Genomic DNA, 15,385 nt, shown 5'->3' on the forward strand with positions numbered 1-15,385 from the left:
TTGTGACTTGCATGGTAACGTGCATATTCGTGCAACATCAAGATATTTCGTGCAAAACAATGCTGACCAGTCAACGCAAGAAAGCCATTCTGGAAACGCTGCGGCAGGAGGGGCAGGTGCTGGCGGGCGACCTGAGCGAGCGGTTTGGCGTGTCGGAGGACACGGTGCGCCGCGATCTGCGCGAGCTGGCCGCGGAGGGCCTGCTGCAGCGCGTGCATGGCGGTGCGCTGCCGGCCTCGCCCGCCGTGGCGCCTTTCGCGCAGCGCGAGGGGATGGAGACGGCGGCCAAACGGCGCATTGCGCGCCGCGCCGCGGCGATGATCGCGCCGGGACAGGTGGTGATCGTGGATGGCGGGACCACCTCGGCGCTCCTCGTCGCCAGTCTCGCGCCCGACCTCGCGGCGACGATCGTGACGCACAGTCCGAGCGTCGCCGTCGCGCTCGCGGCTCATCCCGCGCTGGAAGTCGTGCTGATCGGCGGGAGGCTTTACAAGCATTCGATCGTGTCGGTTGGCGCGGCCGCGGTGGAGGCGATCTCGCACGTCAATGCCGATCTCTACTTCATGGGAGTCACGGGCGTGCACCCGCAGGCGGGGCTGAGCACCGGCGATTTCGAGGAGGCCTATATCAAGCGCGCGCTCGCCGCGCGTGCCGCGGAGACCGTTGTGCTCGCATCGGCGGCCAAGCTCAATGCCGCCTCGGCGTACCGGATCGGCGATATTTCGCTGGCCCAAACGATTGTTGTAGAAGCCTCCACGCCGGAGACGCTGATTGCCCCGGTCGAGCAGGCCGGCGTGACGGTCGTGCGCGCCTGAGGCGGGTGCGACAGGGCCGGGGCCGGTCGTCAGCCGCCCAGGGCCACGATCGCCATGGTCAGGATGCTGCCCAGCGCCACCATGCCGAGGCCCGGCTTCCAGCCGCCCGTGCCGGCGAAACGTCCCAGCGCATAGCCGCCGGCGAAGAGCATCAGCAGAGTCAGCACGCGCGAGACGATCAGCGCGACAGTGAGGTTCTGGAACAGCACGAAGGGCAGCGCAACCGGGAATGTGGAGAGCACGACGATCGTGAAGATCCCGAGCGCGCCCGCGAAGTCCGCGGCGTCCAGCCGGGCGTGGCGAGGCAGGGGCTCCATGGCCGCGATGCGCGCCCGTATGAGTTCGAGTTCGGGTGTGGCGACCAGCCCGCGCAGCGAAGACGGCAGCGCCTCGTGCAGCCTTTGCACCGCGGCGGCGGGGTCGTTTTCCCGCTTGATGCTCAAGGCGAGCGAGAGCCGCTTGCCGCGGCCCGTGAACGTGCGCACGAGAAACATGACGGCATCGGCCAGCCCCCACGCGAGGTTGCAGCCCAGCGCCGAATAGAGCATCTTGCGTCCGGCATCGTGCCCCGCGCTCACCACGGAGACCGCGCCGACGAACGTGAGCGCCATGAAGAGGCCGAAGCACAGTTCGGAAACGCGGTCGACGGTATCGAGCACGGGTTCGCGCGGTTCGGGCTGGCCGTGGGCGGTGGTGAGCGTTACGTTCATGAGGCGTTCCTGGTTCCGGTGATGGCGGGAGTCTGTCCGAGCACAAACGTCGCGCCGGCGATCCCGTATTTTTGAAGTGTACTTTTGCCGCGCGCAAGGCGGCATGGCGCCGAAATGTGTTTAATAGGAGCGGCGCACCGCTGTCGCAAGGGCAACTGCGGCGCGCCAGCCACCTGAATCACGGAGAAGCGACATGATGCATATGCTGTTGGGCAACATCGAACCGGGGACGACCGACCACGAGATTCGCGACCTGCTCGTGAAATACGGCTTCCCGCCTTTCGACGAGATCACGTTTATCGAGGGCGACGGCTCCCGGCCCGCTGCCGCGCTGACGTTCCGCTCGATCGACGCCCACGTGCTTACGAGCCTGCAGTCGCGGCTGCACAATATGTACTGGAAGAATCGACAGCTCTCGGCAACCGTTGGGCGAGAACGCTTCATCTGAGCCGAAGAGGCGCGCCGCCGCCTCAGTGGCGCGCCATGCTGCCAGGCATGACTAAACAATCGGCGAGCCGTTCCGGCGGCAGCCGGCCGTCACGCCGGCTGCTGTGCATCACACCCAAGGCTGCGCGAGCTGCTCCGTTTCGAACGCACGCACGACGGCCGGGCGTTCGAGCATGCGCGCGAGATACGCGCCGATCCGCGGCCACGTGCGCGCGGGGCGGTGGAAGCCGCGGGTCCAGCGGCACAGCATCAGCGCGTACGGATCGAGCGCCGTATAGTGCTCGCCGAGCAGCCACGGGCCGCCCGAACTCGCGAGCTGCGCTTCGAGCTGCGCTTCGAGCTGATCGAGCAGCCCGGCGATCTTCGCCTCGGCCTGGGCCGCTACCTGCCGCGCGCCTTCGGTATTGCCGGCTTCGACCCAGCGCTCGGGATAGAAATAGACAATCAGGGCCGCCTGCAGCGTATTCGTGAGCCACATGAGCCACTGGTAGAAGTGGGCGCGCTGCGGCGTGCCGAGCGCCGGGGCCAGTGCTTTCGCGGGATGCGTGTCGGCGAGGTGCAGGCAGATGGCGGCCGTTTCGTAGAGCACGAAGTCGCCGTCAACCAGCACGGGAATCAGGCCATTGGGATTCAGCTTGAGGTATTCGGCCGATTTGTGCTCGTCATGCGCGCGATCGACGAGCTTCAGCTTGAACGGCTGCCCGATTTCCTCGAGCAGGATATGCGGAGCCATGCTGGCATTGCCGGGATAGTAGAACAGCGTCTTCATCGGTTTTTTACGCTCGGCAGGTGAGTTCCGGGATGCGGCGCGACGATGAGGCGGGCGCCGCGTCGACATTATTGCAGGAAGGCAACGAAGTGCCGAATCCGTTGCTTGTGCAAGCGCAACGCCGTGTGCCGCGGCGGCACGCATGATGCGTCGGTAACGCAAAACCCGCCGGCTTTTACGACATTTTTTCTTGTGACGCCAAGGGGGCCAACCCTAGACTTCGGTATGTAGCAAGGACCGGAGGGGCCATGTCAAAGCAGCGCACAGCGTCGGGAAATGGAGAGCGGATCATCTGCAACCAGCCGGGTGTCGGGCGGCTCGTGCTGCGGCGATTCGATCCCCAACGCGACTCCTGGGAACATCTCACGAAGCTGCTGCATCGCGCGTTCACGAGGCTTGCGGCGCTCGGCCTGCACTGCGGCTGCGTGGACCAGGGCGCGAGCGTCACGCGGCAGCGGGCGCTGGCCGGCGACTGTTTTGTCGCCGTGTGCAACGGGCGCATCGTCGGGACGATGACGCTCGAGTCGCGCGACAGCGCTTCGCAGTGCGAGCAGTACCGTCAACGTCATGTTGCCTCGCTGCATCAGTTCGGCGTCGATCCTTCGTGGCAGCAACGCGGCATCGGCCGTGCGCTGCTGGCCTTCGCGGGGTACTGGGCCGCCACGCGCGGTTTCACGCAACTGGCCCTCGACACGCCGTTTCCCGCCACGCATCTGATCGAGTATTACCGGGCTCACGGGTTCAGCCTTGTCGACGTCGTGCGCTTCGCGGGCCGTGGTTACGACAGCGCGATTCTCAGCAAACCCGCCACGGCCGGGCGGCCGTTTCCGGCCTTTCCGGACTCCATGCAGCCCATCGCATTGCCGCGCGGCGCCGCGCATCTGCCGCTATGAGCGACGACCGGCGCACGCCGCCCACCGGACAGGAAGAGGAAGCGCGCATCCGGCTTGCCTTGCGCACGCGTGCGCTGCTCAAGATCGTGCTGGTGACGATCGTCTTCAGCCAGGTGCTGGTCATGCTCTTCGGGATGGCCGCACAAACCATCGATCCGGGTGTATCCGCGACGCCGTCCCTGATCTTCGGCTACGTGACCTGCGCGCTGGTGAGCTACTGGCTGCAGGCGGACGCGCGCCGCGCCTGGGAGCATGCCCGCGAGCGCGGCCATGTCCGTCGCGGCACGCAGGGCCCGCTGCCGGGCATCGAAATCGCGGCGGCGTGTCCGCGCCGCTGGCTCGTCATTCTGTATGCGGAGCTGAACCCTGCTGCCAGGGCCTGACGCGCAAAAGCGCATAAACACAGGGATGTTTACGCAATTTTTGCGGCACCATCAGGATTCCTTGCAGCTTTTTGCCGGAGCGCCCGGTATCGTGAGATCAGGCGCATCGGGCGTCATTCCATCAAAAGGCAGCGGGTATATGGCCCAACGAGGTGCGCGGTGTTGAAACTGCTGATCCCCATACTCGATCGCAACGGCGCACTGGAAGCCGCGCGCCACGGTGCGTTCCTCTTCGCGGAGCGCTGCGTTTCCGAGGTCGAGATTGTCGAGGTGCTGGACGAGGTCGGGCAGGACCGGAGTTCGGCTTTCCGGTCGAGGGGCGAGTTGCGGCGCTCCGAAAAGCAGGCCATGCGCGACGCGCTTCTGCGCACGCGCGCGATCCTCGACGATGCGGGCGTGCCCTACACCTGGAAACGCGTGTTCGGCCAGCCCGAGCGCATCATCGCGACCTGCGCGGAAAGCGGTCATGCCGACATCGTCGTGCTCGACGCGAGCCGCCTGGGTTTCTTTCGCAAATGGGGCGTGCTCGCGCGGCTGCGCCGGCTCACGCATACGCCCGTCACGCTGTTGCAGTGAGTTCGGTGTCCTGAGGCATTCACCCGATGGGGACCGCGCCGCGCGCATTGGGCGGAACACCCGCCGCCAGCGCATAGCGCACGAACTGCTCGGCCGGCATGGCCTTCGCATACCGCCATCCTTGCCCGTACCGCACGCCATGGTTTTCGAGCCAGTCGGCCTGGTCCGCGGTTTCCACGCCCTCGGCAATGACTTCGAGCCCGAGGCTGTTCGCCATGGCGATGATGTGCGGCACGATCGCGTTGACCTGCGCGCCCGTATGGAGTGCGCGAACGAAGGCCCGGTCGATCTTGATGCCGTCCACGGGAAGCTCCTGCAAGTAGGCCAGGTTCGAATAGCCGGTGCCGAAATCGTCGATCAGGATCCGGTGGCCCGCAGCACGATAGCGCTCGAGCACGGGGGCGCAGCGGCGTGCGTCGATGAATGCGCGCTCGACGGCCTCGAACCAGATCTGCCTCGGCCGCACGCCGTATTGCTCGTAGCCGGCCTGCAAGGTGTCCATCATGCGCGAGGTCTCGAGATCGTCGGGCGTGAGATTGATCGACACGTGCAGGTCGCGGTGCTCGGCGAGCAATGTGCCCACTCCTTCGAACACCGAACGGATCACGAGGTCCGTGATCGGCTGGATCAGGCCTAGCTGCTCGGCCATGGGAATGAACGAATCCGGCGCGACGATGGTGCCGTCGGCGAGGCGCCAGCGCACCAGCGCCTCGGCGCCCACACAGCGGCCGCTCCGCAGCTCCACGATGGGCTGGAACCACGCCTCGAACTGGCGTTGACGGATGCCTTCCAGCAACGCGGCGCGCGGCGTGCGCTGGCGGCGGCGCCAGGCGAGCGCGAGCCACGCGATGAACGTGCTGGCAAGCAGGGCGGGGAGGATGAGCGTCTTCACCCACCGCAGCCAGTCGGGGCGAATGCGGCTTTCGGGTTCGTAAGCCACGACGGCGAGCGGATAGCGGCTCGACCGTTCCATGACGTAGTAACGGTCGTCGGCGTAGATCGAGGGACTGCCGCGGCGCATGGCTTCTTTTACGGCGCCGGGGTCGGCGTTCGGCCAGCGCGCGATGACGAGCCCGTTGTGGGTCTCCAGTATGCCGACTTCGATCGTGCCGTCGAGCGGCACGATGTCGAGGTAGAAGCGCGGATCGAGCACCACGAAATGATTGCCGTAGCGGATATTGAACATGCGCTGTTCGTGGCCAGGCCTGCCGGTCGTGCTCTGCCATGCCGGGAAACCGCCGGGCAAGGTCAGTTCGGGCGGCGGCAACGGGGTGCCGGCATCGTTGAGCGTCGAGCAGGCAGTACCCTGGCCGTCGTTCCAGGCGACGCCGCGCACGTAGCGGTGCTCCGCTTCCACCTGCCGGAGCAGGCGCAGGTGGTCCGCCGTGCAGGGCGGACCGCTGTAGCGCGAGAGTTCGCGCAAGGCGGTTAGCGCGTCGTCGGTCACCAGTTCGGCGCGTATCAGCGCCCGCTGCGCGTATTCGTCAACCTGGGCGCGCTGGTGGCGCTCCGTCACGGCGCTCGTCGTGTAGGTGACGACCGCCAGCGCTACCGAAACGGCAAGCGCGGCGAGGGCAATCGTTGCCAACGTTGTCAGTCTGCTGGCCATATCGGGCAGGCGTTTTTTGCGGCTTACGCTTTGACAGGTCCGGAGCGGGCTGTGTCGTCGGACACGACGCGGTTGCGCCCGCTTTCCTTCGCGCGATAAAGGCGGCGGTCGGCTGCCGCCATCAGCGCGTCACTGGCGGCAGGGCCGTCTTCGGGGCTTGCCGCCACGCCAATCGAGATCGAGAAAGGAATCGTCTCGGGCCTTGCCGCATCGGGCTGTCCGGCGCTGCCCGTATGCGCGGCGTGCCCGGCGTGTGTTTCCACGGCCCGGCGCAGCCGCTCGCCCACGGCGGCGGCGGTGGCCCGATCCGCGTCGGGCAGCAGCGCCGCGAACTCTTCGCCGCCGAGGCGCGCCGGCACATCCACGGTGCGAAGGCTCGTGCGCATGATGTCCGCGAGGATTTCCAGCACGCGGTCCCCCGCAGCATGGCCCCAACGGTCGTTGACGTGCTTGAAGAAGTCGATGTCGATCATCAGCACTGCGATAGGTGCCGGACCGCCGGGCGCGCGGGCGGCGTGTGCGATGGCCCTGGCAAAGGTTTCGTCGAAGGAGCGCCGGTTGGCGAGACCCGTGAGCGGGTCGCTGCGCGCGAGCGCCGCGAGCTTGACGCTCGCTTCGACATAGCGCCCGAAAATATGGTTTACGACGCGCAGCGTGCCGAACAGTAGGACGGCAAGCGCGAGCCATGCGACGATCAGGGGGCTGCTGAATACGCGCTTCGCCGCGTTGAGGGTGAGCTCCACGTTGTCGGTGGCGCTCGCCAGTCCCCATTGCGTGTCGCCGATGCGCTGGAAGATGAGGTAATGGCCGCCGCGTTCCGCCGTCGTCCTGCCGTCGCGTAGCCAGGCGCCGGCGGAGGTGTGGGCGGCCTGCAGCAGGTCGTCGGTGAAGGACGCGGGACGTGCCGCGATCATGTTGCCGTTGTGGAAGTAGATGGCGTTGCCGTCGCTGTTGAAGAGTGCGAAGTCGGCGTCCGTTTCGTCGTCGGTGAGGACGCCTGACGAGCGTTGCAGCGCGAGCAGGCGCGATGGCGTGACGTCCATCAGCACCACGCCGCGAAAGCGCCCGCGGACATAGACCGGCGCGCTGAGCGTGGCGATGCTTTCGCCTTGCTGAAACTCCGTGTAGACCGGTGTCCAGACGACATCATGCGACGTATTGCTGTCGGGCAACTGGCCGCGGTAATAGGGCATCTTCTCGAAGCGGCGGAACATGGCTTCGACATTGGCCGCCGGGCGTTGCGGCGAGATCACGTAGAGCCCGTTCGACGAGATGAACGCCGCGGTCCTTTCCACGGCGTCCGCATTCTGGCTGATCGCGAGCAGCGGTCCGATCTGGCGGGCGAGCACGAGGTCGGCCGGCAGCGTGGTGTCGTCGCGGCGAAAGCCTTTGAGCCCGTAGAGACCCGCGGCGTTCGTGCCGAATACGGGCGGCCCGTCCATGGCGCCCGCCACTTCCCAGGTGCTCAGGCTCGTATCGGAATCGGCCGTGGACGTGGCGGCGGGGGCGGGGTGGAGCGGGGCCGCATGGGTTGGACGGGTGTTGTGCGGCTGCTCCGGCTCCGGAATGGACGCGAGTACGTGTTGCGCATAGTCACGCAGAAACAGCAGGCGGCGGCTTTCGGAGGCGATCAGCGCATTCACGCCCGCGGCCCGAACTTCCAGGTCGCGCTGCCGGCTTTCCAGGTCGTGGCGCGTCAGCAGATAGAGCTGACGCACACCGACGACCGCCACGAGCACCATCGCGCAGCCGAAGCATAGCGTCACGATCAGACGCGGGCACTTCATCACGATGCGGGAAACGATGCCCGCCCGCCTGCCTGTGCGGGCGGCCGTTTGCCGCGATGGGTCCGCCGTACGATCCATGGATCTCCCCGATCCGCCGAAGCGGCGCGTGAAATCCGGGGCCGTCGCCCGCAGGGCACGGGCTGGGCCGGTCCGGACAATGGACAAAGAATAGCATCGCCCACGAACGCACGGACGGTGGCCGTCCTCGCACACCCTCGCGTGCTACCCGCGCCAGGCCGAGTGGCGGATCACGCTGCAGAAGTTGCCGGCGTGAAAATGCGGATCCTTGTCGGCCAGCACGTCGGTCTTCACGTTGCCGAACGTCGTTGCCGGCTTGTGGTGGATGCCGTCGTAGAACGCCTGGATGATGTCCTCCTTGAAGTGCGGGGTGCGCGGATGCGCATGTACGACCGCTTCGCGTTCGGCGTCGCTGTACTTGTCGTAGGCGAGGCCGAGCACGTCCATCTCCACGCCCGCCGTCACGAGCGCGATTACCGGATGCATATGCTTGGGAATGCCAGGCGTCGTGTGGAGTGCGATGGCGGTCCACACGAGATCGATGTCGTGTTGCGCGATGCCGTGGCTCTTCAGGAAATCGCGCGCCGCGTTGGCGCCGTCCACCTCGAAACGCTCGTGCGGGCTGCTGTGCGTGTGCATGAGGCCCACGTCATGGAACATCGCGCCCGCGTAGAGCAGCTCGGGGTCGAACTTCAATCCGCGGCGCTGGCCGGCGAGCGCGCCGAAGTAGTACACGCGGCTCGAATGATGGAACAGCAGCGGCGTTTCGGTGTCGCGCACGAATTCGGTGATTTCCCGGGCCAGCTGGCTATCGGGAATGGCGACGTTGGACAGGTCGAAGCTCATGGGAATCTCCGTGGGGGAAGGGGTGTGAATGTATTGTGGTTCGTGCGAGAATTGTCCTCAATTGACTGAGGGCGCCGAATTCTGCCATTTCGCGCAGGATCCGGACACGGAAAAGGAGTGCCGGGAAACATGGCCAGAATCGTCGCCATTCTTGCGTTGCCGGGCGTCCAGCTGCTGGACGTGAGCGGGCCGCTCGACGTTTTCGCCCAGGCCAATCTGGAGGCGGGCCGGCATGTCTACGATCTGCGCGTGGTGGCGTGCCGGCCGGGCCCGATTCGCAGCTCCTCGGGCGTGCGGCTGGTGGCCGATGCCGTGGCCGGCGCACCGGCCGCTCAGCCGCACGCCGGAGCGCAGGCAGCGGGCGAGGAGCCGGAGCGCATCGATACGCTGCTCGTGGCGGGCGCGCCCGACGCCGCCACCGCGCAGTTGCCCGCGCGCGTGCAGGCATGGCTGCGGGCAACCGCCGCGCGCAGCCGGCGCTACGGATCGGTCTGCACGGGCGCCTTCGTGCTTGCCGCGAGCGGCCTGCTGCGCAAGCGCCGCGTGACGACGCACTGGGCCGCGGCAGAGCGGCTCGCGCAGGTGTGCCCCAGTGCGATCGTCGAGCCGGACTCGCTCTACGTGCGCGACGGCAAGCTGCGCACGGCGGCGGGCGTGACGGCCGGCCTCGACCTCGCGCTCTCGCTCGTAGAGGAGGATCTCGGGCGCGAGATCGCGATGCGGGTGGCGAGCCAGCTCGTGATGTTCTTCAAACGGCCCGGCGGGCAGTTGCAGTTCAGCCGCAGCGGCGCGGCGCAGCCGGCCGGGCGCTCCGCGCTGCAGGAGGTGCAGCGCTGGGTGGCCGCGCATCCGGAGGAACCGCACCGCGTGCCCGACCTCGCTGCGCGCGTGGGCCTGAGCCCGCGCCATTTCGCACGGCTTTTCCAGTCCGAGGTGGGCATGACGCCTGCGGCGTGGGTCGAGACGGTTCGTGTCAATGCCGCGCGCGGCCTGCTGGAGACGTCGGGCGAGGCGCCCAAGCGTGTGGCGACCCGCTGCGGTTTCGCGAATGCCGACACGCTGCGGCGCGCATTCATCAAGCATGTCGGCGTGACGCCGGCTGAATATCGCCGGCGTTTCGCCTCGCACGCGGCGGCGGGTCCGGCGGCTCGTTAGATTCAGTGAGGATTGGAAAGCGATTCGCCTTGCATCGGGAGTGCATTTGTCCGGCATCATTTGTGCCTGAGCAAGATAAGAGCCACCCTGCAAAGACAATACCGGCGATAATCTGCAGAATGAATCGCTGCCCGCCGCCAGGGGACGATCGGCCGGCAAAAATACCCTTCACGCGACAAACTTATGTTCTCGATCCTGCCCGCGTTCGTGTCCGCGCAGTTTCTCGGATTCGGCGTGTACGTGCTGCTCACGGAGGGCGTGACGCGCCTTTCGGTGCCGTTCGCCTTGATGTGCGCGACCACGTTCATCTGGCAGGGCACGTGGGCCTTCCTGTTTCAGGTCTCCGATCCCGAGCTTTCGGGCATGCTCGTCAAGCTGGGCTATCTTTTTATCCTGTTCCTGCCCACCACCTTCTATCACTTCGTTGCCGAGGTCACCGCGCGGCGCGGCGAGAAGCCGCTCCTCGTCGCCTCGTACAGCCTGAGCGCCGTGCTGGCGGTGCTGCTCGTCCTGAGCAACTGGGTGGTGGACGGCTATGGCACGTTCTTCTTCGGGCGTTACCCGAAGGCGGGTCTGCTGCACCCCTTGCACGTCCTGCAGACGGTGGTGCTCGCGCTGCGCAGCGGCTGGCTGCTCGTTTCGGCGCACCGGCAGACGCACGCGCACGACCGCCGCAAGCTGCTCGACCTCTGCCTCGTGAGTCTGGGCCTCTACGGGCTCGCCGCCAGCGACTACGCCGTGAACTACGGCGTCGGCTTCTATCCGGTGGGGGCCGTCTTCATTGCCGTGAGCCTCGGCATCCTGGCCGTGACGATCGTGCGCTACGGCCTCATGCGGCCGTATCTGCTCGCGGCCACGGTTGCGCATGAAGTGGCGACGCCGCTTGCCGCCATCGGCATGCATGCCGAGGAGATCGGCAACGTGCTGCCGGAACTGATGCGCGGCTATCAGCTGGCCGTGCAGCATCAGCTCTGCGTGGATGGCCTGTATCCCGGGCAGTCGGAACGGCTCACGTCGCTCGCTTCCTCGATCCGCCGCCAGGTGGACAGCACGAGCACCGTGGTGGAGATGTCGCTCGCGTCGTTCACGCTCGACCGGCTCGACCGGCGCAGCTTCGAAAACTGCTCCATGCGCTCTTGCGTGAACGCGGCGCTCGAGCGCTTTCCGTTCCGCTCCGGCGAGCGCGAGATGGTGGACGTCGAGCCGATGGAAGCCTCGCTGCGTTTCTCGGGTTCGGATTCGCTCGTGGTGTTCGTGCTTTTCAATTTGCTCAAGAACGCGCTGTTCGCGATCCAGACCGAGGGTGGCCCAGGGCGCGTCGAGATCTGCGCGCATGACGAAAACGGCTTTTGCGTCCTGACGTTCCGCGACACCGGTCCGGGCATTGCCGCGGAGGTTCTGCCGCGCATTTTCGACCCGTTCTTTTCGACCAAATCGCATGGCCGCGGTGTCGGCATGGGCCTCGCGTTCTGCCGGCGCGTGGCCGACGCTTTGGGCGGCAGCATTGCTTGCGAATCGGAACTGGGCGTCCACACCACCTTCACGCTGCGCCTGCCCCAGCCCGGGTCCGCCGCTGACCGCGCGCTGCACGACGCGCCGGGGCGGACCCGCCGCTGGGCGGCGGGGCAGGACTACGCGGGTTAATTCACGCCTGAAGGCAGGATCAGCTCATATTCCTTGACCCGTTCGATGATGCCCGGCGGGAAGCGGCGGATGCGCTTGTCGGTGCCGGCGAACAGGATCTGCTGATAGCCGAGCGATACCGGCCGCCCGTCCACGCAGAAGCGGAACACGAGATAGGCGGAGCATTGCCGCACCTGGAACGTGTTCAGATAGCAGTCCACCCGCTGAAACGGGAACGTCTCCTGAACGTATTCCTGATGCGCACGCTTGGTCACGAACACGCCACCCGAAGCGAGCAGATTGTTGTGAATGCATTCGTGAAACCAGCGTTCGCGGCAAATGCCTTGCCACTCGAAATAGCGCGCGAAATAGGTGTTCATGAAGGCATTGGAGTCCTTGAGATAGATGTCGATCACGTGATGGAACGTCTTGCTGGGCGTTGCATCCGTGATCTGCTCGGAGAGCTGTGCAGTGCCACGGGTAAGGAGGGCGGGAATGGCTTCGCGTGTGAACATCGTATAACTCCAGAAGGTGACTGCAGGCGGCAGCCGCGCATGTCATTTCGGGAAATGACATGCAGGCATTCTGGCCCCCTTCGTGCGTCGCAAAAACGGCTCAGCCCACACTGTTTTGTGCCCTCGTGGCGGCCAACGTTTGCTGTTGATGCGCATCGCATTCGAGGCCGCACACTAATGTCCACAGGTTGCTCCGCGATGCGTTATCGCCGCATAATCTGGACGCTTTGCACCGGGTATCGCGCACGGAATCGTTGCCGCCCCGGCCTGTATTTACTGAGGCAGCCATGAGTTCGATAGTCAGACAGCCGGTGCTTTATCCCGTATCCGTAGTGTTCGTCGACGACAGCGCCGACTTTCTCCACGCCCTGCGCGGGTTCTTTCACGACGCGCCCATGCACCGCTTCTACACGGACCCGCACGAGGCGCTCGCGCACGTGGCTTCGCGTTCGGAGCGGCATGCCACGAAGAGCCCGCTATCGGGGCCGGCCTGGTCGGAGTTCGAGAAGCGAGGAGGCAACGCGCTGGGCGAGGACGTGATGGCCGACGCCGCGCGTTTCGAGGACATTGCGGCACTCGTGGTGGACTGCGAAATGCCGGGTATGGACGGCATTCAGTTTCTTTCTTCGGTCACGGGCACGGCGTGCTCGAAGATCCTGCTCACGGGCACGGCGAACGAGTCGCACGCCGTGGACGCGTTCAACGCGGGCCTGATCGACTACTACCTGAAGAAGAGCGATCCGGCGATGACGCGCAAGCTCGCGCGCGTGCTCGACGAGGCGAAGCAGAAGTATTGCGCGGGCCGCGGCCACATCGGCGTGCACGGCGTCGGCTCGATCTATGCGACTGCGCAGACGCAGGAAGTGCTCGACGAACTCGCGCAGCGCGAGCGGATTGTCGAGTACTACTGGCGGCCCGAGCAGAACGCCGTGCTGACGCTCGATGCGCTCGGCAACACCGGCGTATTTCTGGCGTGGGACAGTCGCGACTGGGCTGCGCAATGCGATGTGGTGGCGGACGAGGGCGGCCCGGCCGATCTGCTCGAAGCCATGACCGCCCGAAGCGCGATGCCGGTGTTCTGGCCGGGCGAGGCCTATCGGCCGGGTTCGGCCGGCGTACCCATGGCGACGCCCGTGCCGATGTCCGGCGTGGACGGTGCGCACTGGAGCTGGACCCGGCTCGATGCGGTGGTGCTCGAGCCGGGAATGTCGACGTTTGCTGACTGGCGCAAGCAGCAGCGTCAGAAGGTTTCCCAGTCCTGATTGTCGCCGGCTGCCGCCGAGGCCGCCTCAACCGCCGCTGCGGGCTGGCGTGCGGGCGCGGCCACGGCGCTCGGGCGTGACTTCATTACCGGCTCGCGCGGGGCGGCCGGCCGCACCGGCGCCTTGCGCGCGGAAACGGCGCGCGCCGCGGGCGAGGCGGGAGCGGCCGGCGCGGGAGCGCTTGCGTAAGCCGCTCCGCCAATCCGGAACACCGCGACCACCTCGCGCAGGCCCTGCGACTGTGTGGCCATGGCCTGCGCCGCCGCCGACGCCTCTTCCACGAGCGCGGCGTTCTGCTGGGTCATCTCGTCCATCTGCGAAACGGCCCGATTGACCTGCTCGATGCCCGAATGCTGCTCTTCGGAGGCAGCCGAGATTTCGCCCATGAGGTCGGCCACGCGCTTCGCGGACTGCACGACTTCGTCGATCGTCGTGCCCGCTTCGTCGACGAGCTTCGAGCCTTCCACCACCTGCGCCACCGACTGGCCAATCAGTTCCTTGATCTCCTTCGCGGCGCTCGCGCTGCGCTGCGCGAGGCTGCGCACTTCGGCGGCGACCACGGCGAAGCCGCGCCCCTGATCGCCGGCGCGCGCGGCTTCCACGGCCGCGTTGAGCGCGAGGATGTTCGTCTGGAACGCAATGCCGTCGATCACGCCGATGATCTGCTCGACACGCTCGGACGTGGTCGAGATATCGTGCATCGTGGCCACGACGCGGCGCACGACTGCGCCTCCGCGCGCCGCGACTTCGGCCGCGTTGGCGGCGAGCGTGTTGCCCTGGCGCGCGTTGTCGGTGTTGTGCTTGACCGTGGCGGTGAGCTCTTCCATGCTCGCGGCCGTTTCTTCCAGCGAGGCCGCCTGCTCTTCGGTGCGCGAGGACAGGTCGAGGTTGCCGGTGGCGATCTCGTTGGCGCCCGTCGTGATCGATTCGGCCGAGGTCTGGATGCGGCGCACGGTGTCCACGAGCTGATGCTGCATCTGGCTCATCGCATACAACAGGCTGCGCTCGCCGCCGCCCGAAATCTTCACTTGCGCGTTGAGGTCGCCCGAGGCGATGCGCGCGCAGATTTCGGCCGCGTAGTCGGGCTCGCCGCCGAGGCTCGTGCGAATGCTGCGGATCAGCCAGAGCATGCCGAGCGTGAGCGCCGCGCCGATCAGGCAGATCAGCGTGAGATTGCCGGCGAGGGCGCGGTAGAACGCGTCGTCGATGTCGTCCACGTAGACGCCCGTGAACACGTGCCAGTCCCACGCCGGCACGAGGTCGGAGTAGGTGATCTTGCCGACCGGCGAGCTGTGTCCGGGTTTCGGCCAGACGTACTGGCTATAGTGATCGCCGCCCGGCGACGAGCTTTTGACGATCTCGACGGCCACGTGCGTGCCCTGCGGATCGACCATGTCCGCCTGGCTTTTGCCTTCCATATCGGGCTTGGGCGGGACGAGCAGGGCCACGGTCTGCGAGTCGTAGATGCCGAAATAGCCGCTCTGGTCGGCGCCGTAGCGCATGTTGCGCAGCGCGGCGAGGGCCTGGCGCTTCGCGTCGTCGGCCGAAAGCCGGCCCGAGGCGGCCTGCTTCTGATACCAGGCGATGAGGCTCATGGCGCTCTCGGTCTGCTGGGCGAGCATGTCCTTGCGGTCGCTCAGCATGCCCTGGCGCGTCATGACGGCATTCGCCGCGACCATGACGATGAGCGAAATCCAGAGCAGGGCGACGATGCTCCATGCTCGCTTATTCAACGATAAACGTTTCACTTTTCTGAGTTCCCGGTCTCTTTCGCTACCCAACAACGGCTACCCGACAACGCAAATCCGGCAGCGGGGACTGCTTTCCCACCCTACTTAACGGACGATTCGGGGCAATCTGAAGGTCTACGCGCAAACGATTGGCGAATGGGGGGGATCGAAGGCGGAGATCGCCGCCCAGGCGGGCGGCGGCGTGGGTGCAGGGCAACAAGGGACTCGGGATGCGGGCGAGCGGCAG

The 15,385-nt window shown here is 66.5% G+C and carries 15 protein-coding genes; 8 read left to right on the forward strand and 7 right to left on the reverse strand.

Going from position 1 to position 15,385, the window contains the following annotated elements; translation table 11 throughout:
• Positions 1 to 59: 59 nt before the first annotated feature.
• Entirely contained in the window at positions 60 to 815 is a 756-nt protein-coding gene (locus BAC01S_RS24510) for a DeoR/GlpR family DNA-binding transcription regulator (RefSeq protein WP_027797137.1), read from the forward strand.
• A 29-nt stretch (positions 816 to 844) separates the two neighbouring features.
• On the opposite strand, the gene BAC01S_RS24515 is transcribed toward BAC01S_RS24510, so the two are convergent.
• Entirely contained in the window at positions 845 to 1,525 is a 681-nt protein-coding gene (locus BAC01S_RS24515; protein WP_027797138.1) for a VIT1/CCC1 transporter family protein, read from the reverse strand.
• Between the two features lie 193 nt (positions 1,526 to 1,718).
• Here BAC01S_RS24515 and BAC01S_RS24520 point away from each other — a divergent pair, with 193 nt between their 5' ends.
• Complete coding sequence (locus BAC01S_RS24520) at positions 1,719 to 1,973, forward strand: RNA-binding protein (RefSeq protein WP_027797139.1); 255 nt, start codon at positions 1,719 to 1,721, stop codon at positions 1,971 to 1,973.
• 108 nt (positions 1,974 to 2,081) lie between these two features.
• On the opposite strand, the gene BAC01S_RS24525 is transcribed toward BAC01S_RS24520, so the two are convergent.
• The gene (locus BAC01S_RS24525) at positions 2,082 to 2,741 is read right to left on the reverse strand and encodes a glutathione S-transferase family protein (protein ID WP_027797140.1); all 660 of its coding nucleotides are present in this window, start codon (positions 2,739 to 2,741) and stop codon (positions 2,082 to 2,084) included.
• Positions 2,742 to 2,989: 248 nt separating this feature from the next.
• Between BAC01S_RS24525 and BAC01S_RS32485 the strand changes: the two genes are divergently transcribed.
• The 3 genes from BAC01S_RS32485 (at position 2,990) to BAC01S_RS24540 (ending at position 4,593) form a co-directional block, all read left to right on the forward strand.
• The gene (locus tag BAC01S_RS32485) at positions 2,990 to 3,634 is read left to right on the forward strand and encodes a GNAT family N-acetyltransferase (protein WP_084168836.1); all 645 of its coding nucleotides are present in this window, start codon (positions 2,990 to 2,992) and stop codon (positions 3,632 to 3,634) included.
• The gene (locus BAC01S_RS24535) at positions 3,631 to 4,017 is read left to right on the forward strand and encodes a hypothetical protein (protein WP_043203569.1); all 387 of its coding nucleotides are present in this window, start codon (positions 3,631 to 3,633) and stop codon (positions 4,015 to 4,017) included. The genes BAC01S_RS32485 and BAC01S_RS24535 overlap by 4 nt, the downstream gene beginning before the upstream one ends.
• 159 nt (positions 4,018 to 4,176) lie before the next feature.
• Positions 4,177 to 4,593: a universal stress protein gene (locus tag BAC01S_RS24540; RefSeq protein ID WP_027797141.1), complete on the forward strand. Its 417-nt coding sequence runs from the start codon at positions 4,177 to 4,179 to the stop codon at positions 4,591 to 4,593.
• A gap of 19 nt (positions 4,594 to 4,612) precedes the next feature.
• Here BAC01S_RS24540 and BAC01S_RS32490 read toward each other — a convergent pair whose 3' ends face one another.
• The 3 genes from BAC01S_RS32490 to BAC01S_RS24555 all read right to left on the reverse strand — a co-directional run bounded on the left by BAC01S_RS32490 (position 4,613) and on the right by BAC01S_RS24555 (position 8,853).
• The gene (locus BAC01S_RS32490) at positions 4,613 to 6,181 is read right to left on the reverse strand and encodes an EAL domain-containing protein (protein WP_043203572.1); all 1,569 of its coding nucleotides are present in this window, start codon (positions 6,179 to 6,181) and stop codon (positions 4,613 to 4,615) included.
• 44 nt (positions 6,182 to 6,225) lie between these two features.
• Positions 6,226 to 8,067: a diguanylate cyclase gene (locus BAC01S_RS24550; RefSeq protein ID WP_084168840.1), complete on the reverse strand. Its 1,842-nt coding sequence runs from the start codon at positions 8,065 to 8,067 to the stop codon at positions 6,226 to 6,228.
• A gap of 144 nt (positions 8,068 to 8,211) precedes the next feature.
• Positions 8,212 to 8,853, reverse strand: coding sequence for an HD domain-containing protein (locus tag BAC01S_RS24555; RefSeq protein ID WP_027797143.1), 642 nt, complete (start codon positions 8,851 to 8,853; stop codon positions 8,212 to 8,214).
• A 129-nt stretch (positions 8,854 to 8,982) separates the two neighbouring features.
• Between BAC01S_RS24555 and BAC01S_RS24560 the strand changes: the two genes are divergently transcribed.
• Both BAC01S_RS24560 and BAC01S_RS24565 read left to right on the forward strand, forming a co-directional pair.
• Positions 8,983 to 10,008 (forward strand): GlxA family transcriptional regulator, encoded by a 1,026-nt coding sequence (locus BAC01S_RS24560; protein ID WP_027797144.1) that lies wholly within the window; start codon positions 8,983 to 8,985, stop codon positions 10,006 to 10,008.
• A 183-nt stretch (positions 10,009 to 10,191) separates the two neighbouring features.
• The gene (locus BAC01S_RS24565) at positions 10,192 to 11,652 is read left to right on the forward strand and encodes a sensor histidine kinase (RefSeq protein WP_027797145.1); all 1,461 of its coding nucleotides are present in this window, start codon (positions 10,192 to 10,194) and stop codon (positions 11,650 to 11,652) included.
• On the opposite strand, the gene BAC01S_RS24570 is transcribed toward BAC01S_RS24565, so the two are convergent.
• On the reverse strand, positions 11,649 to 12,146 hold the full coding sequence (locus tag BAC01S_RS24570) for an acyl-CoA thioesterase (RefSeq protein ID WP_027797146.1): 498 nt from the start codon (positions 12,144 to 12,146) through the stop codon (positions 11,649 to 11,651). The genes BAC01S_RS24565 and BAC01S_RS24570 overlap by 4 nt on opposite strands.
• A 287-nt stretch (positions 12,147 to 12,433) precedes the next feature.
• Between BAC01S_RS24570 and BAC01S_RS24575 the strand changes: the two genes are divergently transcribed.
• Complete coding sequence (locus BAC01S_RS24575; RefSeq protein WP_027797147.1) at positions 12,434 to 13,408, forward strand: response regulator; 975 nt, start codon at positions 12,434 to 12,436, stop codon at positions 13,406 to 13,408.
• Here BAC01S_RS24575 and BAC01S_RS24580 read toward each other — a convergent pair.
• The gene (locus BAC01S_RS24580; RefSeq protein ID WP_027797148.1) at positions 13,387 to 15,156 is read right to left on the reverse strand and encodes a methyl-accepting chemotaxis protein; all 1,770 of its coding nucleotides are present in this window, start codon (positions 15,154 to 15,156) and stop codon (positions 13,387 to 13,389) included. The genes BAC01S_RS24575 and BAC01S_RS24580 overlap by 22 nt on opposite strands.
• Positions 15,157 to 15,385 lie beyond the last annotated feature (229 nt).

Origin of the sequence: Paraburkholderia acidipaludis NBRC 101816 (assembly GCF_000684975.1) — a bacterium.
Taxonomy (GTDB): domain Bacteria; phylum Pseudomonadota; class Gammaproteobacteria; order Burkholderiales; family Burkholderiaceae; genus Paraburkholderia; species Paraburkholderia acidipaludis.